The 26,117-nt window shown below is 35.7% G+C and carries 33 protein-coding genes; 13 read left to right on the forward strand and 20 right to left on the reverse strand.

All coding sequences use genetic code 11. The features are described from left to right. Positions 1-15 precede the first annotated feature (15 nt). The 13 genes from lpxC (at position 16) to recO (ending at position 10,414) form a co-directional block, all read left to right on the forward strand. Positions 16-900, forward strand: coding sequence for a UDP-3-O-acyl-N-acetylglucosamine deacetylase (gene lpxC, locus CDOMC_RS08135; protein ID WP_172129233.1), 885 nt, complete (start codon positions 16-18; stop codon positions 898-900). A 134-nt stretch (positions 901-1,034) separates the two neighbouring features. After that, complete coding sequence (locus CDOMC_RS08140; RefSeq protein WP_236861379.1) at positions 1,035-1,352, forward strand: glycoprotease; 318 nt, start codon at positions 1,035-1,037, stop codon at positions 1,350-1,352. 8 nt (positions 1,353-1,360) lie between these two features. Next, entirely contained in the window at positions 1,361-2,245 is an 885-nt protein-coding gene (gene thrB, locus CDOMC_RS08145) for a homoserine kinase (protein WP_172129234.1), read from the forward strand. Positions 2,246-2,298: 53 nt separating this feature from the next. Further along, the gene (locus tag CDOMC_RS08150) at positions 2,299-2,556 is read left to right on the forward strand and encodes a DUF448 domain-containing protein (RefSeq protein ID WP_236861380.1); all 258 of its coding nucleotides are present in this window, start codon (positions 2,299-2,301) and stop codon (positions 2,554-2,556) included. Beyond that, the gene (infB, locus tag CDOMC_RS08155) at positions 2,522-5,224 is read left to right on the forward strand and encodes a translation initiation factor IF-2 (protein ID WP_172129236.1); all 2,703 of its coding nucleotides are present in this window, start codon (positions 2,522-2,524) and stop codon (positions 5,222-5,224) included. Before CDOMC_RS08150 ends, infB begins: the two co-directional genes overlap by 35 nt. Further along, on the forward strand, positions 5,221-5,592 hold the full coding sequence (gene rbfA, locus CDOMC_RS08160) for a 30S ribosome-binding factor RbfA (protein ID WP_169973353.1): 372 nt from the start codon (positions 5,221-5,223) through the stop codon (positions 5,590-5,592). Before infB ends, rbfA begins: the two co-directional genes overlap by 4 nt. Continuing rightward, entirely contained in the window at positions 5,579-6,007 is a 429-nt protein-coding gene (rimP, locus tag CDOMC_RS08165) for a ribosome maturation factor RimP (RefSeq protein ID WP_172129237.1), read from the forward strand. The genes rbfA and rimP overlap by 14 nt, the downstream gene beginning before the upstream one ends. A gap of 127 nt (positions 6,008-6,134) precedes the next feature. Beyond that, entirely contained in the window at positions 6,135-7,040 is a 906-nt protein-coding gene (gene accD, locus CDOMC_RS08170) for an acetyl-CoA carboxylase, carboxyltransferase subunit beta (RefSeq protein ID WP_172129238.1), read from the forward strand. 3 nt (positions 7,041-7,043) lie between these two features. Next, complete coding sequence (locus CDOMC_RS08175) at positions 7,044-7,499, forward strand: 23S rRNA (pseudouridine(1915)-N(3))-methyltransferase RlmH (RefSeq protein ID WP_172129240.1); 456 nt, start codon at positions 7,044-7,046, stop codon at positions 7,497-7,499. A gap of 9 nt (positions 7,500-7,508) precedes the next feature. Continuing rightward, the gene (gene dksA, locus CDOMC_RS08180) at positions 7,509-7,865 is read left to right on the forward strand and encodes an RNA polymerase-binding protein DksA (RefSeq protein ID WP_169973360.1); all 357 of its coding nucleotides are present in this window, start codon (positions 7,509-7,511) and stop codon (positions 7,863-7,865) included. A gap of 9 nt (positions 7,866-7,874) precedes the next feature. Next, complete coding sequence (locus CDOMC_RS08185; RefSeq protein WP_172129242.1) at positions 7,875-8,876, forward strand: LapA family protein; 1,002 nt, start codon at positions 7,875-7,877, stop codon at positions 8,874-8,876. Then, positions 8,873-9,799: a tRNA dihydrouridine synthase gene (locus tag CDOMC_RS08190; RefSeq protein WP_172129244.1), complete on the forward strand. Its 927-nt coding sequence runs from the start codon at positions 8,873-8,875 to the stop codon at positions 9,797-9,799. Before CDOMC_RS08185 ends, CDOMC_RS08190 begins: the two co-directional genes overlap by 4 nt. Then, positions 9,800-10,414, forward strand: coding sequence for a recombination protein RecO (recO, locus tag CDOMC_RS08195; RefSeq protein WP_172129246.1), 615 nt, complete (start codon positions 9,800-9,802; stop codon positions 10,412-10,414). On the opposite strand, the gene CDOMC_RS08200 is transcribed toward recO, so the two are convergent. The 20 genes from CDOMC_RS08200 to CDOMC_RS08295 form a co-directional block, all read right to left on the reverse strand. Next, complete coding sequence (locus CDOMC_RS08200; protein WP_172129248.1) at positions 10,415-11,164, reverse strand: tRNA 2-thiocytidine biosynthesis TtcA family protein; 750 nt, start codon at positions 11,162-11,164, stop codon at positions 10,415-10,417. Further along, the gene (locus CDOMC_RS08205) at positions 11,161-11,844 is read right to left on the reverse strand and encodes a 5'-methylthioadenosine/adenosylhomocysteine nucleosidase (RefSeq protein ID WP_172129250.1); all 684 of its coding nucleotides are present in this window, start codon (positions 11,842-11,844) and stop codon (positions 11,161-11,163) included. Before CDOMC_RS08205 ends, CDOMC_RS08200 begins: the two co-directional genes overlap by 4 nt. Next, positions 11,841-12,767, reverse strand: coding sequence for an ACP S-malonyltransferase (fabD, locus tag CDOMC_RS08210; protein WP_172129251.1), 927 nt, complete (start codon positions 12,765-12,767; stop codon positions 11,841-11,843). The genes CDOMC_RS08205 and fabD overlap by 4 nt, the downstream gene beginning before the upstream one ends. A 9-nt stretch (positions 12,768-12,776) precedes the next feature. Beyond that, positions 12,777-13,406 (reverse strand): FKBP-type peptidyl-prolyl cis-trans isomerase, encoded by a 630-nt coding sequence (locus CDOMC_RS08215; protein ID WP_172129687.1) that lies wholly within the window; start codon positions 13,404-13,406, stop codon positions 12,777-12,779. A 79-nt stretch (positions 13,407-13,485) separates the two neighbouring features. Continuing rightward, on the reverse strand, positions 13,486-14,358 hold the full coding sequence (locus tag CDOMC_RS08220; protein ID WP_172129252.1) for a tetratricopeptide repeat protein: 873 nt from the start codon (positions 14,356-14,358) through the stop codon (positions 13,486-13,488). Positions 14,359-14,364: 6 nt separating this feature from the next. After that, positions 14,365-14,886 carry an OmpA family protein gene (locus CDOMC_RS08225; RefSeq protein ID WP_172129253.1) on the reverse strand — a complete coding sequence of 174 codons (522 nt, stop codon included), beginning with the start codon at positions 14,884-14,886 and terminating at the stop codon, positions 14,365-14,367. 51 nt (positions 14,887-14,937) lie between these two features. Then, positions 14,938-16,212: a Tol-Pal system protein TolB gene (gene tolB, locus CDOMC_RS08230; RefSeq protein ID WP_172129254.1), complete on the reverse strand. Its 1,275-nt coding sequence runs from the start codon at positions 16,210-16,212 to the stop codon at positions 14,938-14,940. Between the two features lie 10 nt (positions 16,213-16,222). Continuing rightward, entirely contained in the window at positions 16,223-16,972 is a 750-nt protein-coding gene (locus CDOMC_RS08235) for a TonB C-terminal domain-containing protein (RefSeq protein WP_236861307.1), read from the reverse strand. A 67-nt stretch (positions 16,973-17,039) separates the two neighbouring features. Next, entirely contained in the window at positions 17,040-17,432 is a 393-nt protein-coding gene (locus CDOMC_RS08240) for a biopolymer transporter ExbD (protein WP_172129256.1), read from the reverse strand. 4 nt (positions 17,433-17,436) lie between these two features. Beyond that, positions 17,437-18,012, reverse strand: coding sequence for a MotA/TolQ/ExbB proton channel family protein (locus CDOMC_RS08245; protein WP_172129257.1), 576 nt, complete (start codon positions 18,010-18,012; stop codon positions 17,437-17,439). Next, the gene (gene atpC, locus CDOMC_RS08250) at positions 18,012-18,401 is read right to left on the reverse strand and encodes an ATP synthase F1 subunit epsilon (protein WP_172129260.1); all 390 of its coding nucleotides are present in this window, start codon (positions 18,399-18,401) and stop codon (positions 18,012-18,014) included. Before atpC ends, CDOMC_RS08245 begins: the two co-directional genes overlap by 1 nt. A gap of 19 nt (positions 18,402-18,420) precedes the next feature. Continuing rightward, entirely contained in the window at positions 18,421-19,818 is a 1,398-nt protein-coding gene (atpD, locus tag CDOMC_RS08255) for a F0F1 ATP synthase subunit beta (protein WP_172129262.1), read from the reverse strand. 12 nt (positions 19,819-19,830) lie between these two features. Then, entirely contained in the window at positions 19,831-20,718 is an 888-nt protein-coding gene (gene atpG / locus CDOMC_RS08260; protein ID WP_172129263.1) for an ATP synthase F1 subunit gamma, read from the reverse strand. A 9-nt stretch (positions 20,719-20,727) separates the two neighbouring features. After that, on the reverse strand, positions 20,728-22,248 hold the full coding sequence (atpA, locus tag CDOMC_RS08265; protein ID WP_442861609.1) for a F0F1 ATP synthase subunit alpha: 1,521 nt from the start codon (positions 22,246-22,248) through the stop codon (positions 20,728-20,730). Positions 22,249-22,261: 13 nt separating this feature from the next. Continuing rightward, positions 22,262-22,792, reverse strand: a complete 531-nt coding sequence (locus CDOMC_RS08270) for a F0F1 ATP synthase subunit delta (RefSeq protein ID WP_170018900.1) — start codon at positions 22,790-22,792, stop codon at positions 22,262-22,264. After that, positions 22,792-23,301 (reverse strand): F0F1 ATP synthase subunit B, encoded by a 510-nt coding sequence (locus tag CDOMC_RS08275; RefSeq protein ID WP_172129264.1) that lies wholly within the window; start codon positions 23,299-23,301, stop codon positions 22,792-22,794. The genes CDOMC_RS08270 and CDOMC_RS08275 overlap by 1 nt, the downstream gene beginning before the upstream one ends. A 9-nt stretch (positions 23,302-23,310) precedes the next feature. Continuing rightward, positions 23,311-23,733, reverse strand: a complete 423-nt coding sequence (locus CDOMC_RS08280; RefSeq protein WP_172129265.1) for a FoF1 ATP synthase subunit B' — start codon at positions 23,731-23,733, stop codon at positions 23,311-23,313. A gap of 99 nt (positions 23,734-23,832) precedes the next feature. Next, positions 23,833-24,693: a ParB/RepB/Spo0J family partition protein gene (locus tag CDOMC_RS08285; RefSeq protein ID WP_172129266.1), complete on the reverse strand. Its 861-nt coding sequence runs from the start codon at positions 24,691-24,693 to the stop codon at positions 23,833-23,835. A gap of 3 nt (positions 24,694-24,696) precedes the next feature. After that, complete coding sequence (locus CDOMC_RS08290; protein WP_172129267.1) at positions 24,697-25,479, reverse strand: ParA family protein; 783 nt, start codon at positions 25,477-25,479, stop codon at positions 24,697-24,699. Beyond that, positions 25,476-26,117: a biotin--[acetyl-CoA-carboxylase] ligase gene (locus tag CDOMC_RS08295; RefSeq protein WP_172129268.1), complete on the reverse strand. Its 642-nt coding sequence runs from the start codon at positions 26,115-26,117 to the stop codon at positions 25,476-25,478. The genes CDOMC_RS08290 and CDOMC_RS08295 overlap by 4 nt, the downstream gene beginning before the upstream one ends.

Genomic DNA, 26,117 nt, shown 5'->3' on the forward strand with positions numbered 1-26,117 from the left:
TTTAAAAGGAAAATTTTGCAACAAACAACTATAAAAAAGGCTGTAGAAGGTGTTGGAATAGGTCTTCACAAGGGCGAACCTATAAAAATTACCTTAGAGCCAATGAGTGCAAATACGGGTATAGTTTTTTATAGAAAAGATCTTGGCATAAGCTTTAAAGCCGAGCCAAAAAATGTGATAAATACTCAAATGGCAACTGTAATAGGCTCTAAAGAGGGCTATATATCAACAATAGAACACCTATTAGGTGCAATTAGTGGATACGGAATAGATAATATACGCATAGCTCTTGATGCAAATGAAGTTCCGGTAATGGATGGAAGCGCAATAAGCTACTGCATGATGCTTGATGAAGCCGGCATCACCAAACTTGATGATCACAAGAGAGTTATTGTGATTAAAAAGGAAGTTGAAGTTAGTAAAAATGGCAAATTCGCTAGAGTCACTCCATCAAAAAATCCAAAATTCGATTTTACAATCAAATTCGATCACCCTATAATAGGTGAGCAAAGATATATATTTGAATTTAGCAAAAGCTCATTTATAGAAGAGATTGCCAGAGCTAGAACTTTCGGATTTTTAAAAGATGTCCAGATGCTAAGAGCTAATAATCTAGCACTTGGTGGAAGCCTTGATAATGCCGTAGTAATCGATGATACAAGGATTTTAAACCCGGAAGGACTTAGGTTTGAAAACGAATTTGTAAGACATAAAATTCTAGATGCGATAGGAGATCTTAGCCTTATGGGAGCTCCTTTGATGGCTGATTATACATCTTTTGCCGGAAGCCACGAGCTAAATCATGAACTTACACTAGCTATTTTAAGTGATGCTAAAAACTATGAAGTTGTAACTTTAAAAGATCAACTATCGCTTGAATACCAAAAGGTATTTGCATAAAAAATATCCAAATTTTAGTCATAGCGCTCACTTCGCCACTTTTATTTGGCATATATAATGAAAAAGGCGAATTTATACAAGAGATACAAAGTGATAAAAAATCTGATGAGGCTTTAATAGAAATAATAGATGAAATTTTAAATAAAAATAACTATAAAATTTCAAAAATAATCTATGCAAATGGTCCCGGAAGCTTCATGGGAATAAAGGTCTCATATGTAATTTTAAAGACTTTAAGCATCATCAAAGAGTGTGAGTTTTACGCAGTAAGAGGTTTTGAGCTAAATGGCAATGCACCAATACGTGCAAACAAAGCTCTAAGTTTTGTTAAATTCCAAGATGAGATCAAGCTGGAAAAAGCTGAAGCTGGAAATTTCAAGCTACCACTCAATTTAGATGTTTTAAATTTAAATTTTGATACTCTACCGAACTATATTATCCAAGCGGTTTAGGAGTTGTTTTGACCATCACTGTCCCTGCAACAAGTGCAAATTTAGGTCCCGGTTTTGATGCTTTGGGGCTTGCTTTGAGTTTATATAACGAAATTGAAATAAAAAGAGCAAATTTTTCATCAATCTCTATAATGGGCGAAGGCTCAGATAATATAAAGCTCAAAAAAAACAATCTTTTTCTATCTATTTTTAACGAAATTTACTATGAGTTAACAGGCAAAAAAGACAGTTTTAGAATAGTTTTTAATAATAAAATTCCATTCTCTCGTGGCCTTGGAAGCTCATCTGCAGTTATTACCTCTGCAATTGCTTCGGCTTATGCTATGGCTGAGTTTAAGGTTGATAAAAACATCGTGTTAAATAGATCTTTAGTATATGAAAACCATCCCGATAATATCTCCCCTGCTGTTCTTGGAGGCTTTGTAACCTCTGTAGTACATAATAATCAAGTAAATTCTATTAAAAAAAATATAGGAGATGATATTAAGGCTGTAGTGGTTATTCCAGACAAACCGATGAGCACAAAAGAATCTCGCACAAAACTACCTAAACACTACTCAATGAGCGAATGTGTCAGCAATCTATCTCATTCGGCATTTTTAACAGCCTGTTTCTTGGAAGAAAAGTACGATCTTTTAAAAATAGCATCAAAGGACATGATGCATGAAGAGCTTAGGATGCGAACTCTTCCGGAACTTTTTGAAGTTCGTAAAACAGCTTATGAAAATGGGGCACTAATGAGCACACTATCAGGAAGTGGTTCAACATTTTTAAACATAGCCTATAAATCAGATGCAAATAATCTACAAGACAAGCTAAAAGATAAATTTAAAAATTTTAGAGTTGAAATTTTATCATTTGATAATGACGGGTTTATCATCTCACAAAGCTAAAAAAAAGCAAACAAAAGTTATAATATATGGTTAAAAATTATATTCCTATTAGAATGTGCGTAGTGTGTAAGAAACGCTTAAAACAGCATGACTTATACAGATTTCGTATCATAAATTCTTCACTTTTTTTTGGTAGCGGAGATGGGAGAAGTTTTTATATATGTGAAGAATGTCTAAAAAAAGATGAAAAAAATTTGAAAAAATCGCTCAACAAAGTTGCGAGAAATTTTATCTCAACTTTAAAAAATGAGCAAAATTTAAAGGAGATACTCTTAAATGGGGACTGTTCGTATTTCAGAGATAGCAAATGAGCTAGGTTATCCTAGTAAAGAAATTGTAGAAAAGGCTAATGAGTTAGGATTAAAAGTAAAAACACACTCAAGCGGAGTTACACCAGAGGAAGCCGAAGCACTCTATACTTATGTGCAAACAGGAGAAATTCCTGAAAGTTTTAAGAAAAAGCCTGAAAAGAAAAAATCTGAACCTAAAAAATCAGCCACAAAACAGACAAAAGAACAAAAAGAGAGCAAAGATACAAAAAAAGAGTCTTCTAAAACTACAAAAAAAGATAATAGAGCGATAGAAAAACCTGTAAAAGCAGAGCAGACCGCAACAAAACAGACTAAAGAAAAAGTAGAAATTCCTGGCATAAATCCTGAAAAAGAAACAAAAGAAGATATAAATCAAAAAACAGATAAACAAGAGGAAAAACCTATTGTAACCGAAAAGAAACCTGAAGTAAAAGAGAGTCTAGCTGACGTAAGTCTTCAAAAAAGACGAGGGCTTATGATAGTTAAGAAAAAGAAAGAAGAGCCTGTAGTTACTACAAGCACGGCAAAACAAGCTGAAAAAATAGAGAGCGAGCCGATTAGAAATTTAGAGAGTATGTTCTCGTTTAACAATTCAGAATCCGTACTTAAAAAGAAAAAGAAAGATAAAAAACCAGTAATTGCAACCAAAAAAAACGGAGCGCAAAAAGTAGATCTATTAGGAGATAGAGATCTTGCTGATATAATTTTAGAAGATGAAGATGTAGTAGTACTCCCTGATTTTTCAGTAAGAACGCCTACTCCTCAACCAACTCAAAATACTAAACAAACAAATATATATAAACCGTCTTTAAATAATTCTATAGGATCTTTTTTAGAACAAGGCATAAGTAGGCGTTCTAGAAAAAAACATAAAAAAGTTTCGAAAGATGCAAATAGTGGCGAAGCAATCACGTCGATTGAAATTCCAAAAGAGATCCGCGTATATGAATTTGCAGAGAAGTTAAATAAACAGCCTAGCGAAATTATTGGCAAGCTATTTATGCTAGGAATGATGACAACTAAAAACGACTTTTTAGATGAAGATGCTATAGAAATTTTAGCAGATGAATTTGGAGTTGAGATAAATATAGTAGACACACAAGAGGCTTTCGACTATGTAAAAGCATACGACGAGCAAAACAACGAAGAAAATTTAACTCAAAGAGCCCCTGTTATAACAATAATGGGTCACGTTGATCACGGCAAAACATCTTTACTTGACTATATAAGAAACTCACGCGTAGCATCTGGGGAAGCTGGCGGTATAACCCAGCACGTTGGTGCATATATGGTCAATAAAAATAATAGAAATATAACATTTATAGACACTCCTGGTCACGAAGCTTTCACCGCCATGAGAGCAAGAGGAGCTGGAGTAACCGATATAGTTATAATAGTCGTTGCTGCCGACGATGGAGTAAAACCACAGACAAAAGAGGCCATTAGTCATGCTAAGGCTGCAAATGTACCTATTATAATAGCTATCAATAAGATGGATAAAGAGGCAGCAAATCCGGACAAAGTAAAAAGCGAACTCGCAGATCTTGACATACTATCTACCGAATGGGGCGGAGCATATGAATTTGTTCCTATTTCAGCAAAAACAGGAATGGGTATAGAAGACCTATTGGAGATAGTACTTTTACAAGCAGACATTCTGGAACTTAAGGCAAATGCGAAAGCAAATGCGAAAGCTACCATAATAGAAAGCTCGCAACAAAAAGGCAGGGGACCTGTTGCAACCATAATCGTAGAAAACGGTACTTTAAAAGTTGGAGATACTGTAGTGGCAGGAGTGGCCTACGGTAAAATAAGAAGCATAACAGACGATAAAGCCAATGTTTTAAAAGAGATAAAGCCCGGTGAATGTGGCGTAATAATGGGTTTAAGTGAAATTCCTGAGGCGGGAGAGACTCTAATAAGTGTTAAAACAGACAAAGAGGCTCGCGAATATGCTCAGAAAAAGGCAGAATACCTACGTCAAAAAGAACTTAGTAAAACTACAAAAGTAAGCCTTGAAGAGCTTAGTGAAAAGATTGCGGAAGGTGAGCTAAAATCACTGCCTGTTATTGTAAAAGCAGATGTTGGCGGATCATTAGAAGCCATAAAATCAAGTCTTGAAAAACTAAGAAATGATGAGATTAAGGTAAATATTATACACTCTGGAGTAGGCGGAATAACTCAAAGCGACGTAGCTTTAGCAAAAGCCAGTGAAAATAGTGTAATCTTAGGATTTAACATACGCCCAACCGGAGAGATAAAAGAAAAAGCGAAAGAAAGCGGAATAGAGATTAAAACATATAATGTAATCTATAACCTTCTAGATGATGTTAAAGTGCTACTGAGCGGATTAATGTCACCTATATTACGAGAAGAGCACTTAGGACAAGCTCAAGTTCGCCAAGTAATAAATGTGCCAAAAATAGGTGCTATAGCTGGATGTATGGTAACAGAAGGCAGTATAAACAGAGGAGCAAAAATAAGGCTCATTAGAAATGGTATAGTAGTTCATGAAGGTACGGTAAGCTCACTAAAACGCTTTAAAGACGACGTTCGCGAGGTGGCAAAAGGCTATGAGTGTGGCGTAGGAATAGACGGATATAATGATATAAGAGAGGGTGATTATATAGAAAGCTTTAAAGAGATTGAGGAGCAAGCGACTCTATGAATTCAGCCGAAATTAAAAGACTAAGAACCGAAAGTGTGTTGAAAGAGCTTATTCCTGAAGCTCTTGCGACTTTAGAGGATGAGTTTTTAAGAGGTCTTTGCGTAACTGATGTAGAGTGCAAAAAAGGTAGATATGACGCCTTTGTATATCTTGATAAGATGGCGTTTGACGACAAAGAACAAGCCTATGTATTAAGTCACTTAAAACGCATATCAAAATATCTACAAAACCACTGCATGGAAGCTGAAGGTTGGTATAGATGCCCGAATTTTCACTTCAAATTTGATGATAGGCTAGAGTATCAAAATCATATGGATAGTTTGTTTGATAAAATTTCAAAGGATTTAGATAAAAATGCAAAATCTTGAAAAACTAATTAAAGAGTGTGGGGTAGAGCTTTATGATACCGAACTAGCCAATGAAAACGGCAAAACTATTTACAGAATTTATATTACTAAAAAAGATGGAGTAAATTTAGACGACTGTGAAAAAGTATCGAGATTACTTTCACCTATCTTTGATGTAGAACCACCCGTTAATGGTGACTATACTCTTGAAGTTAGCAGTCCCGGACTTGAAAGAAAGCTCGAAACAATCGCTCATTTTAGCTCAAGCATAGGAGAGCTTGTAAAAATTACAGCCTCAATCGATGGAGGAAATCAAAAACTAAAAGGTAAAATTTTAGCCGTAAATGACTACGAAATAGATCTTGAAGTAGACAATAAATCTATCAAAATAAAAATTTCAGACATCAAAAAAGCAAAAACATACATAGAGTGGTAAAATAAATTTTACTACAAACTTTAAATATATAAAATTTAAATTTAACTAATTTAACAATCAAATATAAGCAAATACAATGCTAAAATTAGATATAATCGCATAATTTTTATATTTAAGTAGGTAGAAAATGGGCTTTTTAGATATTTTTTCAAAAACAAGAAATCAATCATCTCCGAGTGAAGCTCCTGCGCACTGGGTAAAGTGCGAAAGCTGCCACTCATTAATGTATTATAAAGAGGTAGAAGCCTGCTTTAACGTATGCCCGAAATGCGGATACCATATGAGACTCAAACCTCAAAGAAGAATAGAGCTTTTATGCGACCCTGAAACCTTTGTAGAATTTGATAAAAACTTAAAACCTGTAGATCCGCTTAAATTTGTGGATAAAAAATCATACAAAAAGCGTATCAGTGAGAGCGAAGAGAAAACTGGAAGAAGCAGTGCCGTAATATGTGGCGAAGCAAAAATAGACAATATGGACGTACAGCTTGTGGTCTTTGACTTTAGTTTCATGGGTGGAAGCCTAGGCTCAGTAGAAGGTGAAAAGATAGTTAGAGCTATCAAAAGATCCATAGACAAAAAACACCCGCTTATAATAATCTCGGCATCAGGCGGAGCAAGAATGCAAGAAAGCACATTTTCTTTAATGCAGATGTCAAAGACTTCCGCAGCGTTAAAACTGCTTGATGAGGCTAAGGTACCCTATATATCGATACTAACAGATCCTACAATGGGTGGAGTTAGTGCTAGTTTTGCTTGGCTTGGAGATATTATCATAGCAGAACCTGGTGCACTTATAGGATTTGCCGGACAAAGAGTTATCAAACAAACCATAGGCTCAGATCTTCCTGAAGGATTTCAAAGATCGGAATTTTTGCTTGAACACGGACTGATAGACGCTATAGTTGAAAGAAAAGATCATAAAAAATTTGTAAGTGATATGATAAGGCTTCTATCGAATTCTAAGCTTGTAAAAGAAGAGAGTACCGAGCTTATTTTGCAAAACAATGATAATGATGAAGAGGAAGAGTAGGTATTGGAAATTTCTGTCTTCTCGATACAAAAATCCAAAGCCGACAACTTCGAAAACGAGATAAAAGAGTATATAAAAATGTCATCAAAATTTGCTAAAATTTCTGACATAACCATATTCAACGAAAAAATTGCCAAAGCTCAAAGTGCCGGAAGCGAATCGGCATTAAAACGCTATGATGATATTTATGAGCCAAATTTAAAGGGTTTTTGTATAGCGCTTGACGAAAAGGGTGAAAAGCTTGATAGTATTCAATTTGCTAAAATTTTAGAAAGCAATTCGCAAATTTCATTTTTTATAGGCGGAGCTTATGGGCTTAGTCAAAATTTCAAACAAAAAGTGGATAAAATTATAAGTCTAAGCTCTCTTACAATGGCTCATAAAATAGCCAAACTAATACTTTTTGAACAAATTTTTAGGGCTCTTTGTATAAATGCAAATCACCCATATCATAAGTAAAGGAAACAGATGCGCAAAAGCGATCTAGAACTTTTTAAATCTATTTTGGAAGAGAGAAAAATCCAAATCAAGAAAAATATACTTGATGCAAGTAACGAGTTGGCAGCTCTTAGAGATAGCGGTATAAGCGATGAATTTGATATAGCAACTGTAAATGCCGATCAGCTAATAGAACAATCAATAAGTGCACAACAAAGATACGAATTGGCCGCTATAGACGTAGCCCTTAGCAAGATAACCAACAAGACTTACGGAATTTGTGAAATGTGTGAAGAAGATATTGGAATACCAAGACTTAAAGTAAAACCTCATGCAAGATATTGTATAGTTTGTAGAGAGATAGTCGAAAAAACATCTAAAAAATAGGGGATTGTTATGAAAACTAGACGTTTTATAGTTTATAGTTTAATTTATATAGTATTAGTCGGCATTTTTGTATATTCACTAGATGCCTCAGAGCATACTTTTAACTTTCTTGAGTATTCGCTCACTCTTCCGCTTGCGGCATGGATAGTAATTCCAATCGCCATATTTGCAGTGCTTGCTATTGCCCATATCGCGTATCACGGATTTGAAATATATGTATTTAAACGATCAATCAAAAAAGACGAACATCTATACAATGAGTTAGCAAAAGAAGTTTTTTTAGGTCTTGATACAAACAAAGAATTTAGAACCGAACTTTATAAAACACCTTCGCAGATAACTAAAATTTTATCACCTTGGAAAAAATATAACGAAATTGCAGTTAGTAACGATGAGCTAGACAATGTTGTCAAAATTGTAAAAAGCGTGCAAAATGGCGAAGTTATGGATCTGAAGAAATTTAAACTACCAAAAGACAATAAGCTATTTATACAAAATGAGCTAAACAAACTAGAAAAGATACCAAACTACTTCGTTGAAGTAGTAAAAAGCTACCAAGAGTTAAATGATGAAATTTCAAAAAAAGCCAACGAAAAACTAATTAGACTTGGCTCTTTTACAGATATTAAAAGATTTGGATTTGAAAAGAGTGGTGAAGAGGTCATAATCATGATAGATCGTTTTGTAAACGATGAAATAGATATGAATAGTGAAGAAATTTTTGAGATTCTAAACCATCACCAAATCACAAAAGAGCAGTATAACCACAGTGCTATAGTTTTAAAAGATAAATTAACTCCAGATACTCTTATGGGAATATTTGAAAGATTAAAGAGCTCTCATCAAGATGCGGAAGAGGCATATTTGTATGTGCTATTTGAGCTTCAAATGATAGAGCGTGTTCGTGAAATTTTAGAAAATTCAGATCCTTATGAGTATCAAAATTTTAGAATTTTACTCTACCTTAGAGAAAATGGCAGAATGGTACCTGCAAATATGCTTTTTAGATGATAGATTTTAGCAAAAAACCTATTTTTCTTGCACCTTTAGCCGGTTTTTCGGATCTACCTCTAAGAAGCGTAGTCAAGCGTTTTGGATGCGATGTGACGGTTAGCGAGATGATAAGCGCAAACGCACTTGTCTATGAAGGCTCTGATAAAACGCTTGAAATGCTTAAAAAATCCCCGGAAGAGACTCCGTATATCGTTCAAATCGCAGGAAGCGATAGCGAAATTATCAAAAAAGCAGTCGAGATCATAAACAAATTTGACGGTATAGACGGCATAGATCTAAATTGTGGCTGTCCTGTTCCAAAAGTAGTTAAGCAATATGCAGGCTCGGCACTTCTAAAAGATATAGACAATCTAAAAAAGATAATAGAAACGATAAAAAAAACATCAAACAAAAGCATGCTAAGCGTAAAAATGCGCCTTGGATTTGACGAGAAGATACCTGAAATTTTAGCTCTCGCCGCACAAGATGCTGGAGCTGATTACATAGCCTTTCACGGACGAACGAGAGTTGGCGGATATACGGCGAAAGTTGATTACGAAGCTATCGCAAGAGCTAAAAGCGCAGTTAAAATTCCGTTAATCGCAAACGGAGATATCAGCGAGAAAAACGCCGCACAAGTATTTGAGCTCACAAACTGCGACGCCATAATGATCGGAAGAGCCTGCATCGGCAAGCCGTGGATATTTCACGAAATAAAAAGCGGCAAAAGCGTAAGCGGCGAGCTAAAACGCGAGATCATATTGGCTCACTTTGACGCTATGCTTTCGCACTACAGCGAGCATGGAGTGGCTATATTTCGCAAGCACCTTCACCAATACTCTAAAGGCATCGAAGGCGCAAGCACATTTAGAGACGAGATCAACCGCATAGATGACGCATCCATCATGCGCGAAAAGATAGGAAATTTCTTTAAAATTTAGATGCAAGGCTACATCGTCCACACGCAAAAGGTCAAAGAAGAAGACCTGATCGTCTACATCCTCACGCAAGAGTCGCTCATCAAGTGCTACCGCTTCTACGGTGCGCGTCATCCAAGCGTTATGCAGGGCTTTAAGATCGACTTTGAGCTAAACGAAAGCGCAAATTTTCTCCCTCATCTTAGAAGTGTACTGCATCTTGGCTTTAACTGGCTTGTCGTGCGCGAGCGACTTATGATATGGCAGCAGTTCATGAGACTATTTTACGCCCATTTAAAGGATGTCGAGCAGATGGACGAAGTATATTTTAACCAGGCTGAAATTTGTGCTCAAAGACTCTTAAAGCAAAATCCAAAGCGCCTTATTATCGAGGCTTATGTGCGAATTTTAGAGCATGAAGGAAGGCTTCACGATGAGCCAACCTGCTTTGTTTGCGATGAAAAAATAGAAGGCTCTATATCCCTAACAAGAGGATTTTTACCATCTCACCCAAATTGTTTTGGTAATTTAAATCTAAATTTTGAAAAAATTCAACATCTACTCAAGAAAAAATCTACGATTTTATTAGATGATAGAGAGGTAAACGAGCTTTACAGCATAGTTTTACAAGGTTTTTAGTTATTCATCAGCGCTAAAAAATGTATCTAAATGAACATTTTCAAACGCAGCCTTTAAAGATACAAAAAATTTAGGATTTTCACTCTCCAAATTTGCTAGCATCGCTTTGGTTTCAGCTCTTGCGCGAGGCGATTTGCCGCCGTATTGTTTAGCAGGGCAGCTCTCTTCTTCATTCATCAAGGGAAGCTCATTTTTGATCGCACAATCGCGAATTTGGCGCTCTCGCACAAGTATAAGAGGCCTAATGATATCAAGACCGTTTTGGGCTTTATATCTTGGAGCCAAAGTCCTAAGCGCACCATTATAGGTAAAATTCATGAAAAAACTCTCTGCCGCATCGTCAAGATGATGAGCGATCGCAATTTTATTAAAGCCGTTTTCAAGAGCATAAGTGTAGAGATAGCCCCTACGCATACGACTGCAAAAGCTGCAAAATGTCGTATTTTCACGAATTTTCTCTCTACCGAATTCAAAAATTTGAGTGTCAATAATTTTGTAAGGAATTTCGTGTAGTTTAAAATGCTCTTTTATAGGTTCAAGATTTTCACCTATACCGTAAGTCACAGTAACTGCTTCAAACTGCCAATTAAGCGGACTTACCGAGCAAAAATGCTTAAGCAAGTGGGCAAGTGTCATGCTATCCTTGCCACCGCTTAGGGCGAGTAAAATTTTATCGCCCTCTTCAAACATCTTGTATTTCGCATTCGTCTGACCGACTATGCGAAGGAGCTTTTTGCTAAGCTCTATCATAACTCCTCAATCATAGAGAGGATGAAATCAGCACTTATATTAGCAGAGCTTTGTAAAAATTCGTCAAAATCAAACTCCGCTCCACCTCCAGCCTCATCACTTATGGCTCTTAAAATAAAAAATGGCACATTTAAGCTCTCACATACTAGGGCTACACTGGCACCTTCCATCTCTGTAGCATCGGCTTTGAATGTATTTTTTATCCAATCTTTTTTACTTTGTTCACAAATAAACTGATCTCCGGTAGCTATAATTCCGCTTTTTAAATTTATTCCCTTTTGTTTAGCAATTTTAGTAGCCAGGACATTTAAATTTCCATCGCTTTTCATAAATATACTTGTACCTGGCACAAATCCATGCGGATGACCAAACGCTGTAATGTCAAGATCATGCTGCACCAATGATTCGGCATACAACATGTCTTTAATTTTTAAATTTTCATTTAAAGCGCCGGCAACACCTGTAAAAAGTAGTTTTTGAGCCTTAAATTTTTCAATCATTATTGTAGCCGTCAGGGCGGCATTTACTTTACCTATTTTTGAATATGCTATTACAAGCTCTTTATCTTTAAATTTCGCCAAATAAAAGACATTATTCGCATAACGTATCTCTTCATAATCTTTTAAAGCGTCCAAAAGCGGAGTGATCTCTTCAGGCATCGCACCTAAAATCGCTATCATTTACCCTCCAAAAATACTAAAAATTCATCCAAGCTCTTAATATCCGTTATAGAATAGGTCGGTTTATCAGTGATCTTTTTATTGATCCCTTTTAGCACGCTTGAACCAAATTCTACAAAAATATCAATTTCACTTTGTGAATTTTGAATACTTTGTTTATATAAAACAGGTTTTACAAGCTGATCTTTTAATAAATTTAAAGCCTCATTCTTGCTACTATATGGTTTAGCAGTTGCGTTAGATATAACACTTTTAAATTTATCTTTTAATGTCGCCTCAAGATGGCTAACAAGACCTATGCTTGCACTACTAAGAATAGGGCAATGGCTGGCAACAGACATATTTAAAAGCATAGCCCTCTTTGCCCCAGCCTCTTTAAATACTGATTCAAATTTAGCCAAATGCTCTCTAACTCCGGCTACGACTATCTGTCCATCACAGTTGTAATTTGCTGCGTAAATTTGCAAACCATCTTTTTGAGTGCCTACGCAAATTTCTTCGACAATTTGATCATTTAGTCCTAAAACAACCATCATAGACACATCTTTACCATTGCAAGCCTCTTGCATAAGCTTGCCTCTGATATTTACCACCTTAAGTGCATCTACAAAGTCAAATCCGCTATTTACAGCCAAGGCACTAAACTCTCCAAGAGAGTGTCCGAGGCTGAAATTTGGCTCTAAATTTAATTTTGATTTTAGAGCCAAATAGCACATTAAAGAATTTAAAACTATTGCAGGCTGAGTAAACTCACTCTGATTAATCAGCTCGTTCTCTTCAAAAAGAAGCTTCTTGAAATCTACGCTAAGAGCATCACTTGCATTATGCAAAAGCTCTTTAGCCTCATTGAAATTTTCATAAATTTCTTTGCCCATTCCAATGGCTTGAGACCCCTGACCAGGGAATATAAAAGAAAATTTCATTATAGTTTCTTAGTGATGATGTTTTCCGCAGCATCCGCCACCATCATTATGGTGGTGTTCTCCGCCACAACATCCATCTTCATCATCGTGGTGATGGTGTCCGCCACCGCAGCATCCGCCTTCTTCATGATCATGACCATGACCTCCGCAGCAGCCACCCTCTTTGTGTCCGTGTCCACTACCGCATCCGCAAGCATGTGCATGAGCTACAACACCAGTCGCTATCTCATCTTCGGTAGCCTCTCTAACTTCTGTTATTTGAACGTTAAACTCTAGGTCTTTACCAGCATAAGGGTGATTAAAGTCAACAGTTACTTCATTTTCGTCTATTTTTGCTACAGTAACACGAACGTTTGAACCATCCTCTCCCTGGCCAAACAGCTCCATTCCTTCTTTGAGTTCAATTCCTGCAAATTGCTCTTTTGGTAGTTTTTGAAGAGCTGTCTCATCATAAAGTCCGCAAGCATCAGCTGCCTCAATAACAACTCTCTTTGTATCTCCGGCTTTTAGTGAGATAACCTCATCTTCTAGCTTTTGTATTATGTGTCCTCTACCTGTCAAAAATGAAATTTGACCGCCTTCTTGCATGTTAGATTCTAAAATTTCGCCTGTCTTAGCGTCTTTTAGCTCATAAAACATAGATATAACTTGATTCACACTTTCTCCTAAAAATTAAAATAAGTATGATTATATCGTAAATTTATTAATGTAAATTGACTTATCTATCAGGAGATGCTTTGGCTTCTTTACTTTCAGGATAGCCTAATTTCAATGCTTTATAAAATCGATTTGCGCTTTGAGTATCATTAATCTTATCAAAACTAATCGCAGTATGATATAGTAATTTTGGTATATAATCGGCTTTATCGTAAAGAGTTATGCTTTGTTGATAATATTTTATAGCGTTATTGTATGCTTTTTGCTTATATGAAATTTCACCAAGATAAAAATTTGCTGCGGCTGGCTTGTGACCTTTTGTTATCAAAAATTCATATCTATCTTTAGCCTTATCCAGCTTTCCTTCATCAAAAAGCTTCTTAGCGTCAGCTGCGACATCTTGAATTTTTTGCCTAGTAAAATCTGCTGAAACTTGTTTATTTGACTCTTCAGACTTGTTTTTAGTAGATTTTAACTCCTCTTTAGCTGCATTTGATTTATCTATAAGTGTGCCGAGGTCTTTAAGAGTTTTTGTAATTTTTTTATTATTTATTTCTTGAATCGCCCTAGTCTCTTCAGAGTATTTTTTTAGAGTTTCAAGCTTGTTTTTTAGACTATCTTCTTTATTTAATGCTTGTGCTTCAAGATCGTTTATACGTTTTTCTAGCCTAGATATTCGCTCATTAATGCCATCCATAATACTTTGCAGACCTTCAATTCTCTCTTGTGCCCCACTTAAACTAGATTCTACATCGCCCATGTTTCTGCTTAAATTTTCTACATTCTGCTTATTTTTAAGCAGAACTTTTTCACTATCAGTTAAACCGTAAGGGTTTTTACTATCTAAATTACCGGCATCAAATACTGAAATTTCAGCAGAGTATAAAAAAGCGACTCCAAAAGATAGAGTCGCTAATTTTTTTAAATTTATCATATGTTATTATGGAAGAACTTTGAATTCGGCACGTCTATTTTGTGCATCGCAAGCTTTTGTTTTATCTGTACAAACAGGATTGCTCTCTCCATAACTAACAACAGTAATTCTATCAGCAGCAATACCTTGTTTTACAAGAGCGTCTTTTGTAGCCTTCGCTCTTTTTAGACCAAGAGCATAGTTATACTCATCACTTCCCCACTCGTCGCAGTTTCCTTCAACTTTAATAGTTAAATTTTTCGCATCTGCATGGTTAAATACGCTAGCATTCATGTTTACAACTGATTGCATATCGCTTTTGATATTAAATTTATCAAAATCAAAATATACGTTTTTAACATGTCCTTCAACCATAGATATTAGTTGTTGTAATTTATCGCTAGCACTCATCATGCTATCGCTAGAACCCATAGTAGATGCGCTACCTTGTTTAGAATCAGCACTCATATCAACCTCAGGGGCTTTTGAGCTACAACCACTCATTAGTAAAGCTGCGACAACAGCAGAAGCTAAAGCTACTTTTTTCATTTTAATCCTTTGCAAAAATTTTAGTGATTATATCATATTTTTTTAATAAGATTACCAATCAATAGACTGTATTCTACCTATCTTTAGAGGAAATTGAAAGCTCCTATTTTCATTTATGCGTATTATTCCTAGTGAGCTCTGACCTCCAAGCTCCTTAATAAACACTACACTTTGTCCGTCGCTAGAAAATCTAGGATATAAATTCTTTCCGCTTGCGGTAAGCTGTCTTATATAGTCTGTTTTGGTTGAAATCATATAGATATTAAAATCTCTAGTTCCAAAATCACTCTTTTCATTCTCTCTACTTGAATAAACTATATAGTTTTGATATGTACTTACAGAGTTGTTGTTTTTACCGTGATATACCATCTGTTCAACAGCACCTCCTGCTATATTTTGTGAAAAAATATTAGGATAACCTAATCTGTCTGATACAAAAACTACTCTAGTATCATTATCCACAAAATTTCCATTTACATCTATGCCGATATAGTTTGTAACCTGAGAAAGTCTTTTAGAATTTAAATCATATAGATATATATCTGGCTGATCTTGAGGCGCCATAGTAAGAAGCATCTTATCGCCACTTTGGCTAACGTCAGAAGCCACAAGCATACCGCCTTTAGTATCTAAAATTTTAGTTTTTTGACCTGTTGCTATATCAAATTTATATAAAATTATTTTAGAGCCGCTGTAGTCTGAATAATAAAATGCTTTCTGATCGGCTCCCGCCCATTTAGGGAATATATTAAGTCCTCCCCTAACAAGCACCTTTTGATAGGTTAAAGTATAGTCAGCTACTACGATTTCACTCTGTTTAGATCCTGTAGATTTGGAAAAAACTATAAATTTTTCCATCCAATTTACAGGAGGCATATTAAGCTCATTTACAAGCTCGACTATTGCTTTATGTGCTAAAAATGGAAATTTAGCACCGTCATTCATAGTGTAAATTCTCTCATATTGAGTGGTCGCGGTTTTAGCATTTATTAGTTTAACTCTTAAGACAAGAGATGTGTTTGGCAGCCCCTCAAGAGCATACCTAAAAATCAACTGAGCGTTTTTGTGACTCATAACATTCGTATCAGAATCTCCCTCATAGCTACTAGTTATATACTCATCTACTACTTCAAAATCAGAGCTTACCTTTAAATCGCCTAACATAATCTTATGGAATCTGTTTTTAAATGCCTGATCAGAAACCATAGTCGTAGCATCTTGAAGCACTATTTTAGGCAAAACCATACCTTTATTTATAATAGATATTGTAGCATCTGCGGCAAATAAGCCTAAAGCAAAACTCAGTATTAAAATAATTTTTTTCATTTTTCCTCCATTATTCTATTTTATCTACTAAAGTGGTTTTAAGAGTCACTGTCCTTCCTAGCTCGGAAGGTGGAAATTTTTCAAAGGTCATACTTTGTAAAAATTCCCTGACCTTGTCATTAAATTCACTATTATATGATAATTTTTTAATGTTATAACTAAAATTTCCACTTAAATCTATACTAATTTCAACCTCAGCATTATCGTTTGAATCAGCTTTATAAGCATTCCATTTTGTAGCTAAAATTCTTTTAATCTGCCCTATATAAGGATGGTCTTCTCCAGTCATTTGCAACTCAGGAGTTTTAGCGACTTTATCAAGCTTTAATGCATTTATAACATCGCTTGCCTTTTTTTGAGAGCTTTGAGATTGATTTTTTTCAGGCTTTTTTCTGCTCTGCTCTTTTAAAGGCTCAGTCTTTTTTACAACCTTATCCTCTTTAAGCTTAGATATGTTTATATCTTTAAAAAGATCCTTTAGGCTCGGCTCTTCTGTTTTTTGGACAATTTCAGGCTCTGGTTTTACTTCTGGCTCCAAAGGTTTGTTTGTAGTATCTGGCTTTGGCTCCTCTTTAACTTCTTCAATCTTTTTTTCAGGCTCTTCTACTTTTACTACTTCTTCTTTTTTTTCAGGGGCCTTTGGTACTATATCTTGCTCACGCTCAACTATCATAATATCCATAAAGGCATCTTTTGTATCAGTATATTTTTTAGGTTCTTCACTTCTAAAATATGTAAGTTTTATAAAAATACCGCTCACAATAGAAATATACAGAATAAAAGAGAGTATAAAGTAGCTAAAAGTATTAAATTTTTGCTCTAAAATTTTATCCATTCGTTTGGAGTGCTACCTTTGAGAATCCGGCATTTTTGATACTTTTTAATACAAACATAACATCGTCATATAGTAAATTTTTATCAGCCTTTATATAAACAGCTGAATTTTTATTATATTTCGCACTTAAAAGAGCTATATTATCAGGCAACTCTTGAAGACTCATAGTGCTTTGATCTATTCTAACTTTTCTTTGAGCATCCACTATAACAGTCAAATCCTTTTGCTCAGCCGAGAGTGTTTTCGTCTTAGATCCGTCAGGCAATACTATCTGCTCTTCATACACAAGAGTCGGGGTAGTCACCATAAGTATAGCGAGCAAAACAAGCATAATATCAACCAAAGGAGTTATATTAAGCTCTGGGGTCTCTTCAAGATTTATCATAAATTTAGCTCTCTTCTTTATTTGCGATTAGCATATCAGCTTCTCTTCTAATAATACTCATAAGCTCATACGCCTTTCTTTTAAGAAGCAAACTAAAGGTATATGCAGGAATTGCGACAAAAATACCTGCTCCTGTAGCCACAAGAGCTTCGGATATAGCGGGCGCTATTACTCCAAGGGACGAATTTCCTCCTTGGCCAAGTTTTGAAAATGTCTCAAGTATTGCCACAACTGTGCCAAAAAGTCCAATAAAAGGCGATGTAGATGCAATAATCCCAAGCCAAGTAACACCGCTTGTGGCATTTTTTTCTGCCATACTTATACAAATACCAAGTTTTTCTTTACAAATTTTACCGGAGGCACATCTTTTTAAACAAGAATCGTTTGCAATTACTTTAGAACCCATAAACAGTGATTCTAAAGCATTTTGCTCTCTTTTTTTCCATAAGGCAAGTTCTACCATACGAGAAAAAAGTATGGTAGAACTTATAATAAAATATAGAGATAGCCAAGCAAGAACAAAAATAGTTATAAAGCTACTTCTTGAATAATAATTTAAAAATATATCAAGACCTGCCACTATTTAGCTCTCACCATACTATCAAGTTTTGCAACTGTTGCCGCAAATGCATTTGTCTCACTACTCATGCTTTGAATAAGATCTTTTGCCTTTTCAAGGGAGTGAGCTAACTCACTCTCAGAGCTTCCTGATACATACACTGCGCCATCGGCAAGGACAACCGCCTTGCCTTCATCAATTTTCACATATCCCCAATTTATAGCTACAATATCGTGATTTTTATCTTCGTTTTCTATATCTATAAGACCGGCTTTTAGCAAAGATATCAAAGATGCGTGCCCTGGTAAAACACCAAATTCTCCTTCACTTCCAGGCAAAACCACACTTTTAACATCATTTGAAAATACAAGTCCTTCAGGCGTCACAATCTCTAAATGTAATTTATTCATTACGCTTCCTTATTAAATTTTAGCCTTTAAGTTTTTCAGCTTTTTGCATTACCTCGTCTATATTTCCAACCATATAAAACGCCGCTTCAGGAAGATCGTCATATTTTCCATCTAAGATTCCCTTAAAGCCAGCAATGCTCTCTTCTAGGCTTACATATTTTCCAGGACTTCCTGTAAAGACTTCAGCTACGAAGAATGGCTGAGACAAGAATCTCTCTATCTTTCTTGCTCTATCAACTGTAACCTTATCCTCTTCGCTAAGCTCATCCATACCAAGAATCGCAATAATATCTTGCAAATCTTTATATTTTTGCAAAACAGCCTGAACACCGCGTGCAACTTTATAGTGTTCTCCACCTAAAATTTGCGGATCAAGCATACGTGATGTTGAATCAAGCGGGTCAACCGCAGGATAAATTCCCTTCTCTGCAATAGCACGGTTAAGAACCGTTGTAGCATCAAGGTGGGCAAAAACTGTCGCAGGAGCAGGGTCTGTAAGGTCGTCTGCCGGAACATAAACAGCCTGAACGGATGTAATTGAGCCCTTTTTAGTTGATGTAATTCTCTCTTGGAATTTACCCATTTCACTTGCAAGTGTAGGCTGATAACCAACCGCTGAAGGAATACGTCCAAGAAGCGCTGACATCTCTGAACCTGATTGAGAGAATCTAAAGATGTTATCAATAAACATAAGAACGTCAAGACCCATCTCATCTCTAAAATACTCAGCCATAGTAAGACCTGTTAACGCGATTCTGTTTCTTGCCCCTGGTGGCTCGTTCATCTGGCCATAACATAAGGCAACTTTATCCAAAACGTTGGATTCTTTCATTTCGTGATAAAGGTCGTTTCCTTCACGAGTTCTTTCGCCAACACCAGCAAATACAGAATAACCGCTGTGTTTAAACGCAACGTTGTGGATAAGCTCCATAATAATAACTGTCTTACCAACACCTGCACCACCAAATAGTCCAACTTTACCACCTTTTGCATAAGGAGCAAGAAGGTCAACTACTTTGATACCTGTTTCAAAAATTTCACTCTTTGTGCTTTGCTCTTCAAATGGAGGAGGATCACGGTGAATAGACCATCTCTTATCAAAATTTAATTCTTCACCTTCGTCAATCAAGTCGCCGATAACGTTAAAAATTCTTCCCAAAACTTTCTCACCAACAGGAACAGTAATAGGCGCTCCAAGAGCAGTAGCTTCCAAACCTCTAGTAAGACCTTCACTCATATCCATAGCAATGGTTCTTACGCGGTTATCTCCAAGGTGAGCGGCAACTTCAAGAACAAGCTTGTTCTTTTTACCTTCCACTTCAAAATTTACCTCAATGGCCTCGTTGATTTTTGGCAAATACTCGCTAAAATCGACATCAACGACAGGTCCCATTACTTGAGAAATAATACCTTTCATTAATACTCCTTTTTATTTCATTGATTCAACGCCACTGATGATCTCGATAAGCTCAGTGGTAATAGACTGTTGTCTAGCTTTATTATAAGCCAGATTCAGCTCTCTAACACGCTCTTTTGCGTTATTTGTTGCGTTATCCATCGCCTGCATTCTAGCACTATGCTCTGCAGCAAGGCTATCAACAAGCGCATAATACATACTATACTCAAAATATTTTTTAAGTAGTTCGTCTAAAATTTTACCATCATCATCGCTAGGCTCAAATTCCATTAAAGAGTTGGTCTCAACCTCAACTATTTTAGGCGGCTCAACAGGTACAATATCATTTATGCGAATTTGCTGAGATATCATATTATTATAACCGTTATGAACTAAAATAACCTTATCGGTAACTCCGTTTATAAAATCATCAATAGCCTCTTTTATGACTTCTTGAGCCTTCTCGTAAGTAGGAGATGAGCTATATCCGACATAAGTTTTAAGAAGTTCTATGCCTTGGAAGTTAAAGAATTCTATTCCTTTTTTACCAATAGCTCTTAGCCTGATCTTAACTTTTTTGGCCTTAAATTCATTTATCATATTTCTAACGGTTTTAATAGTCTGGATATTAAAGCCTCCGCAAAGCCCTTTATCAGCTGTTACAAAGATAATATCAACCTTCTCTACACTATTTTTAGTGTTAAAGAATTTACTCTCTGAATCAACAGAGCCGTATTGATTAATCTTATATGCAATCTCTGATAAAACCTCATTTATCTTAAGCGCATATACTCTAGAGTGACGAGCCACATCTTCTGCTTTTCTAAGTTTAGCAGTAGATACAAGCTTCATCGCACGCGTCGTCTTTTGAGTATTCTGAACGCTTTTGATCTTTCGTTTTATATCTTTTAAATTTGACATATCTTAACCTTAGTTAGCAGCAAATGTCGCTTTAAAGTCTTTTAGTGCCTTATGTAAAAGCTCTTCAATCTCTTTATCAAGTACTTTTTTTGTTCTAATCTGATCAAAAATTTCAGGATATTTCGCCTCTATATAAGGATATAGTTCTGATTCAAACTTATTGATTGCGCCTACAGAAATATCATCTAAATAACCCTTAGCACCGGCAAAAATAAGAACTACTTGATTTTCTACAGGAAGAGGACTGTATGGAGGTTGTTTTAAGATCTCAACCATTCTTTGTCCACGCTCAAGCTGTCTTCTTGAACTCTCGTCAAGATCGCTCGCAAACTGAGCAAACGCTTGAAGTTCACGGTATTGCGCAAGGTCAAGTCTCAAGTTACCAGAAACTTGCTTAATAGCTTTAATCTGAGCGGCACCACCAACACGAGAAACAGATAGACCAACGTTAATCGCAGGGCGAATACCTGAGTTAAATAGATCTGACTCAAGGAAAATTTGACCGTCCGTAATAGAAATAACGTTTGTTGGAATATAAGCAGAAACGTCACCCGCTTGAGTCTCGATTATAGGAAGCGCAGTAAGTGAACCGCCACCTAATTTATCATTTAGCTTACTTGCGCGCTCAAGAAGTCTTGAGTGAAGGTAAAAAACGTCACCAGGATATGCTTCACGACCTGGAGGTCTGCGAAGGATAAGAGACATTTCACGGTATGCAACAGCGTGTTTTGAAAGATCATCATAAATTATCAATGCATGGCGTGAATTATCTCTAAAATACTCGCCCATAGTTACTCCTGCATACGGAGCGAGGTATTGAAGTGCCGCAGCATCTGATGCGCCTGCATTTACAACTATAGTATAGTCCATAGCGCCATACTCTTCGAGTTTTTTAACAACTTGAGCAACGGTTGATTGTTTTTGTCCAATAGCAACGTATATACAAATTACATCTTGACCTTTTTGATTGATGATAGTATCGATTGCTACGGTGGTTTTACCTGTTTGGCGGTCACCAATGATAAGCTCGCGTTGTCCACGTCCGATCGGAACAAGTGCGTCAATAGCTTTAATACCTGTTTGAAGTGGCTCATGCACTGATTTTCTAGCCATGATACCTTTTGCTTTTTCTTCGACGAATCTTGTTTCAGTCGCATCGATTGAACCTTTTGCATCTATTGGCTCGCCAAGAGAGTTTACAACGCGTCCAATAAGAGCATCTCCCACAGGGACACGAAGAAGTCTAGCTAAACGTTTTACTGAACTCCCCTCTTTAATGTTATCAGTTTTACCAAGGATAACTATACCAACACTGCTCTCTTCCAAGTTAAGAGCCATACCTTTTTCACCTGTTTCGAACTCAACCATCTCGCCGGCCATAACATTTTTTAGGCCATAAACATTCGCAACTCCATCTGCTACCGAGATAACTTTACCTGTCTCTTCAACATCAACACTAAGATCGAAATTTTCGATTCTTTCCTTGATGATAGCGCTAATTTCATCTGCTTTTATTTTAGTTGCAACCACGCTTTTTCTCCTTTTAAATTGCTTTTAATATATATTCAGTCATTTGAGATTTAAGTCTATCTATCGAAAGACTAGCCTCCACACCCAAATCGTCCAACTCTATTTTTATACCGTTATAATCGCTTTTTACAGCTTCTAACATGATTTTTGCATTAAATCTTTTAGAAAAGCTTTTTTCAAGCTCAGTAATTTGAGATTGATCAATCTCAAAATTTCCATAGATTGTGCCACGGAAAATATTATCCATTTGAGCTTTTTGCACTGCAAGCTCATTAAGTATATCAGGCAAGATATCAAGCCTTTTATTCTCGCCTAAAAGCTTGATAAAATTTATAATTTTAGAATTATTACTACTTAAAAAAGATAATACAAGATCGATTTTCTTATCATTTTTTACACTAGGAGAAGTTATAATGTTTCTAAATTTATTAATATTAAATGCACTTACAACAACATCTAGATCGCTTATAAATTTCTCAAGATCATCTCTGTTAAGATCAGCCATTAAAGCTTTTACATATTTTTTTGCTATCAACTCTTTCATTAGCCAACCTTTTTAAGAACAATATTAACAAGTTCGTTTTTATCGATTTTAACGCTATCGCTTTCAAAAACTTCATTTAAAATTTCAACTACAACGCTTTTTACGGCACGTCTTCTTTCAAATTCCTTTTGTTCTTGGAAGCTCTTTTCAAGGCTTAAAAGTTCTTGATTAGTCTCTGCTTTTATCTTTTCACATAACAACAAAGCCTCTTTTCTAGAAGTCTCTATAAGGCTTACGGCATTACTTTTAGCCTCTTCAACTCTTCTAAGCGCATCGTTCTTTTTAGCCTTTGACTCTCTTAACTTCTTTTGAATATTATCAAGTCTAATCGCTATACTTTCAATTCTAGCTTTATAAGCATTTTTAACAGGAGTGGCTATAAAGTAATACAAGATTCCAAAAAACATTAAAAAGTTTAGAATTCTTGCCACTATATCATAGCTGTGTCCGCTAGATTCACTAGCTAAAGCAAAAAACGGAACAAGTAAAATAAGATAAAATTTCTTCATACACTCTCCTTAAATTTTTGCCAATTTTGTTTTAAGAACATTCTTAAGATTAGGCAATCTAGTAATCAAATCAGACTTAAACTCACTTTTTTGAGTCTGCAAATTTTGAATAAATGCCTCATAATCAGCTTCTAAAGTAGCGCGCTTTTGCTCTATTATTTTGGCTGCACTCTCTTTTGCCGCATTTAAAGCCTCTTGTTTGATTTTTCCGGCTTCGTTTCTAGCAGACATAATTATCTGTTCAATCTCAGCCTCATGAACACTAAGATCGCTTGTATTTCTAACGGCACTCTCTTCATCATTTTTAATGGCCTCATTTCTCGAATCAATAAAATTAATAAGAGGTTGATAGAGGATTGAATTTAAAATAATGATAAGTCCTATAAAAACTGCTGCCGTTAGAATTACCAATGGCAAATCGACTTGTAACATTAAATCTCCTTATGACTCTGTATATTTTGCGTTAAAACAAAAAATCGGTTTATTCTACAATATTAAAAGAAAAAATAAGCTAAATTTACTAGTAAAATTCTATCTTATTTTATATATAAATTGCTCAATATCGGAAATATCTTTGAATTCAAGCACTAAATTTTGATTTTTTATTTTTGATTTTATATGATAATTTTGAAGAAGGCTTTGTAAATCTTCAAGTTTTTTTAGATAATTTTCATCTATTTTTGAAGTTATTTTATCTGGATTTTTACTCTTTTCTTTTAAATTTTTAACCAAATTCTCAGTATCTCTTACGCTTAACTTCTGTCCTATGATAGTATTCACAGCCATTTTTTCATCACTGCTATCAAGTCCAACTATTACCTTTGCATGCCCCTGAGTGATTTTGCCATCTTTTATAAGTTCTTGCGTCTCTTTACTAAGACTTAAAAGCCTCATTGTGTTTGTTATCTGAGCTCTACTTTTGTGGATTATTCCAGCAAGCCCTTCTTGAGTGATCTTATACTCATCAATTAGTTCTTTATAAGAATTTGCAAGCTCGATAGGATTTAAATCCTCCCTTTGAATATTCTCAATAAGTGCAAGCTCTCTTAAATTTTTGCTCTCAATATCTGCGATGATGGCTTTGATTTTGCTTTCACCAAGCATCTTAGTGGCACGAAATCTTCGCTCACCAGCTATTAGCATGTATCCATCATCTTTTTGTATGACGATTACAGGCTGAATAAGGCCATGCCTTTTAATAGATTCACTAAGCTCTTTTAAAGCAGTTTCATCAAAATGCTTACGAGGCTGATATGGATTTTCTACAATTAAATCAACATCAATCTCTTTAATTATATCGCGATTACCTCCAGTAAGTTCAGCTGTATAAGCAAGCTCTACATCTTCTAAAATAGCACCTAAGCCGCGTCCTAAACTACTCTTTTTAGCCATCTTTTATCCTAAGATTGCATAGGCTAAATTTTGATAGGCTTGAGAGCCAGGAGATTTTATATCATAGAGTATTACAGGCTTGCCAAAGCTTGGAGACTCCGCAAGCTTTACATTTCTAGGGACTATTACAAACTCTCCGCTTCCATCCTTACTTCTAAAAAGCTTATTTTCAAAATGCTGTCTTAGATTAGCTACAGTCTCTTTTGCAAGATTATTTTGCGAGCTATACATCGTAGGCAAAAAGCCCTTTATATTAAGCTTTGGATTTATCGTTTTTTTGATTATCTTAACCGTATTTAAAATTTGCGCCAAGCCTTCAAGTGCGTAAAATTCGCATTGTATAGGTATGATCACGCTATCGCTCGCACTTAGTGCGTTTACGGTTATGCTTCCAAGAGCCGGTGGGCTATCAATAATGATAAAATCATACTCGTGCGAAACTTCGGCGATTTTATTTTTAAGGATTAGCTTATAATCCTTACTCTGATCGTTAAATTCCTGCTCGATACCCACTAAACCGATGTTTGAAGGAGCTAGAAAAAGTGTAGGAATTTCAGTTTTTAGAACTATCTGAGAAAGCTTCTTGCGCCCTGTTAAAACGTGATAGATATTGTATTCATAGTCATTTCTGCTAAAGCCCATTCCCGTAGTCGCATTTGCCTGAGGATCGATATCTATGAGTAAAACTCTCTTTTCCGCAACCGCCAAAGAAGCCGCCAAATTTACCGCTGTTGTCGTTTTGCCCACACCGCCTTTTTGGTTTGCTATGGTTATTATCTCGCTCATCTTAAAGAATACACCTTTTTTTCATTTACTAAAATAGCTCCATCATCGCAAATTTCTGCATCTTGCAGCGATATCTCTTGCCCGTCTATATGCGTGATGAATTTTTTTGATTTCTGAAAGTCTAACCTAAATTTGCTAAAAATCTGCTTCCATAAAATCTTTTTTTCTAATAATTCACAAAATCCCCAAACTGCTTCATTTTGACTAATTTGTATATCCAAAATACCCGCATTTTTTGGTGCACCGACGAGATTTAAGCCCATGCCGCAAATATAATTTTCGCTTATCTTTGAAGTAATTGTTCCGCCGATTTTTTTATCTTCTATATAAAAATCATTGGGCCACTTAATCCAAATTTCAGAACCTTGCGAAGCTAAGAATTCACGCATAATCATCGAAAAATAAATAGATATGGAGGCCTCATGCAAATCATTTGGCAAAAAGCTCTTATCCACACAAAAAGAAAAAAACAAATTCCCTCTAAATCCTTGCCACTCGTTATTTCTGCTGCCTATGCCTTTGGTTTGCTCGTTTGCAACGATCATAAAAGGCGGCTTTATCGCTTCTGCACGCACGCCTTCGCAGACAAATTCCTGTGTTGACGGGATTGAATCAACAAATTCAATTACCAAAATCAT

Source organism: Campylobacter sp. RM16192 (genome assembly GCF_004803855.2).
Taxonomy (GTDB): domain Bacteria; phylum Campylobacterota; class Campylobacteria; order Campylobacterales; family Campylobacteraceae; genus Campylobacter_A.

What these genes read in the sequence shown, in the direction of transcription:
- CDOMC_RS08150 (WP_236861380.1), top strand. Translation starts at nt 2,299, where the DNA reads ATGTGCGTAGTGTGTAAGAAACGCTTAAAACAGCATGACTTATACAGA.
- infB (WP_172129236.1), top strand. Translation starts at nt 2,522, where the DNA reads ATGGGGACTGTTCGTATTTCAGAGATAGCAAATGAGCTAGGTTATCCT.
- rbfA (WP_169973353.1), top strand. Translation starts at nt 5,221, where the DNA reads ATGAATTCAGCCGAAATTAAAAGACTAAGAACCGAAAGTGTGTTGAAA.
- rimP (WP_172129237.1), top strand. Translation starts at nt 5,579, where the DNA reads ATGCAAAATCTTGAAAAACTAATTAAAGAGTGTGGGGTAGAGCTTTAT.
- accD (WP_172129238.1), top strand. Translation starts at nt 6,135, where the DNA reads ATGGGCTTTTTAGATATTTTTTCAAAAACAAGAAATCAATCATCTCCG.
- dksA (WP_169973360.1), top strand. Translation starts at nt 7,509, where the DNA reads ATGCGCAAAAGCGATCTAGAACTTTTTAAATCTATTTTGGAAGAGAGA.
- CDOMC_RS08185 (WP_172129242.1), top strand. Translation starts at nt 7,875, where the DNA reads ATGAAAACTAGACGTTTTATAGTTTATAGTTTAATTTATATAGTATTA.
- CDOMC_RS08190 (WP_172129244.1), top strand. Translation starts at nt 8,873, where the DNA reads ATGATAGATTTTAGCAAAAAACCTATTTTTCTTGCACCTTTAGCCGGT.
- recO (WP_172129246.1), top strand. Translation starts at nt 9,800, where the DNA reads ATGCAAGGCTACATCGTCCACACGCAAAAGGTCAAAGAAGAAGACCTG.
- CDOMC_RS08200 (WP_172129248.1), bottom strand. Translation starts at nt 11,164, where the DNA reads ATGATAGAGCTTAGCAAAAAGCTCCTTCGCATAGTCGGTCAGACGAAT.
- CDOMC_RS08205 (WP_172129250.1), bottom strand. Translation starts at nt 11,844, where the DNA reads ATGATAGCGATTTTAGGTGCGATGCCTGAAGAGATCACTCCGCTTTTG.
- fabD (WP_172129251.1), bottom strand. Translation starts at nt 12,767, where the DNA reads ATGAAATTTTCTTTTATATTCCCTGGTCAGGGGTCTCAAGCCATTGGA.
- CDOMC_RS08215 (WP_172129687.1), bottom strand. Translation starts at nt 13,406, where the DNA reads ATGTTTTATGAGCTAAAAGACGCTAAGACAGGCGAAATTTTAGAATCT.
- CDOMC_RS08220 (WP_172129252.1), bottom strand. Translation starts at nt 14,358, where the DNA reads ATGATAAATTTAAAAAAATTAGCGACTCTATCTTTTGGAGTCGCTTTT.
- CDOMC_RS08225 (WP_172129253.1), bottom strand. Translation starts at nt 14,886, where the DNA reads ATGAAAAAAGTAGCTTTAGCTTCTGCTGTTGTCGCAGCTTTACTAATG.
- tolB (WP_172129254.1), bottom strand. Translation starts at nt 16,212, where the DNA reads ATGAAAAAAATTATTTTAATACTGAGTTTTGCTTTAGGCTTATTTGCC.
- CDOMC_RS08240 (WP_172129256.1), bottom strand. Translation starts at nt 17,432, where the DNA reads ATGATAAATCTTGAAGAGACCCCAGAGCTTAATATAACTCCTTTGGTT.
- atpC (WP_172129260.1), bottom strand. Translation starts at nt 18,401, where the DNA reads ATGAATAAATTACATTTAGAGATTGTGACGCCTGAAGGACTTGTATTT.
- atpD (WP_172129262.1), bottom strand. Translation starts at nt 19,818, where the DNA reads ATGAAAGGTATTATTTCTCAAGTAATGGGACCTGTCGTTGATGTCGAT.
- atpG (WP_172129263.1), bottom strand. Translation starts at nt 20,718, where the DNA reads ATGTCAAATTTAAAAGATATAAAACGAAAGATCAAAAGCGTTCAGAAT.
- CDOMC_RS08270 (WP_170018900.1), bottom strand. Translation starts at nt 22,792, where the DNA reads ATGAAAGAGTTGATAGCAAAAAAATATGTAAAAGCTTTAATGGCTGAT.
- CDOMC_RS08275 (WP_172129264.1), bottom strand. Translation starts at nt 23,301, where the DNA reads ATGAAGAAATTTTATCTTATTTTACTTGTTCCGTTTTTTGCTTTAGCT.
- CDOMC_RS08280 (WP_172129265.1), bottom strand. Translation starts at nt 23,733, where the DNA reads ATGTTACAAGTCGATTTGCCATTGGTAATTCTAACGGCAGCAGTTTTT.
- CDOMC_RS08285 (WP_172129266.1), bottom strand. Translation starts at nt 24,693, where the DNA reads ATGGCTAAAAAGAGTAGTTTAGGACGCGGCTTAGGTGCTATTTTAGAA.
- CDOMC_RS08290 (WP_172129267.1), bottom strand. Translation starts at nt 25,479, where the DNA reads ATGAGCGAGATAATAACCATAGCAAACCAAAAAGGCGGTGTGGGCAAA.
- CDOMC_RS08295 (WP_172129268.1), bottom strand. Translation starts at nt 26,117, where the DNA reads ATGATTTTGGTAATTGAATTTGTTGATTCAATCCCGTCAACACAGGAA.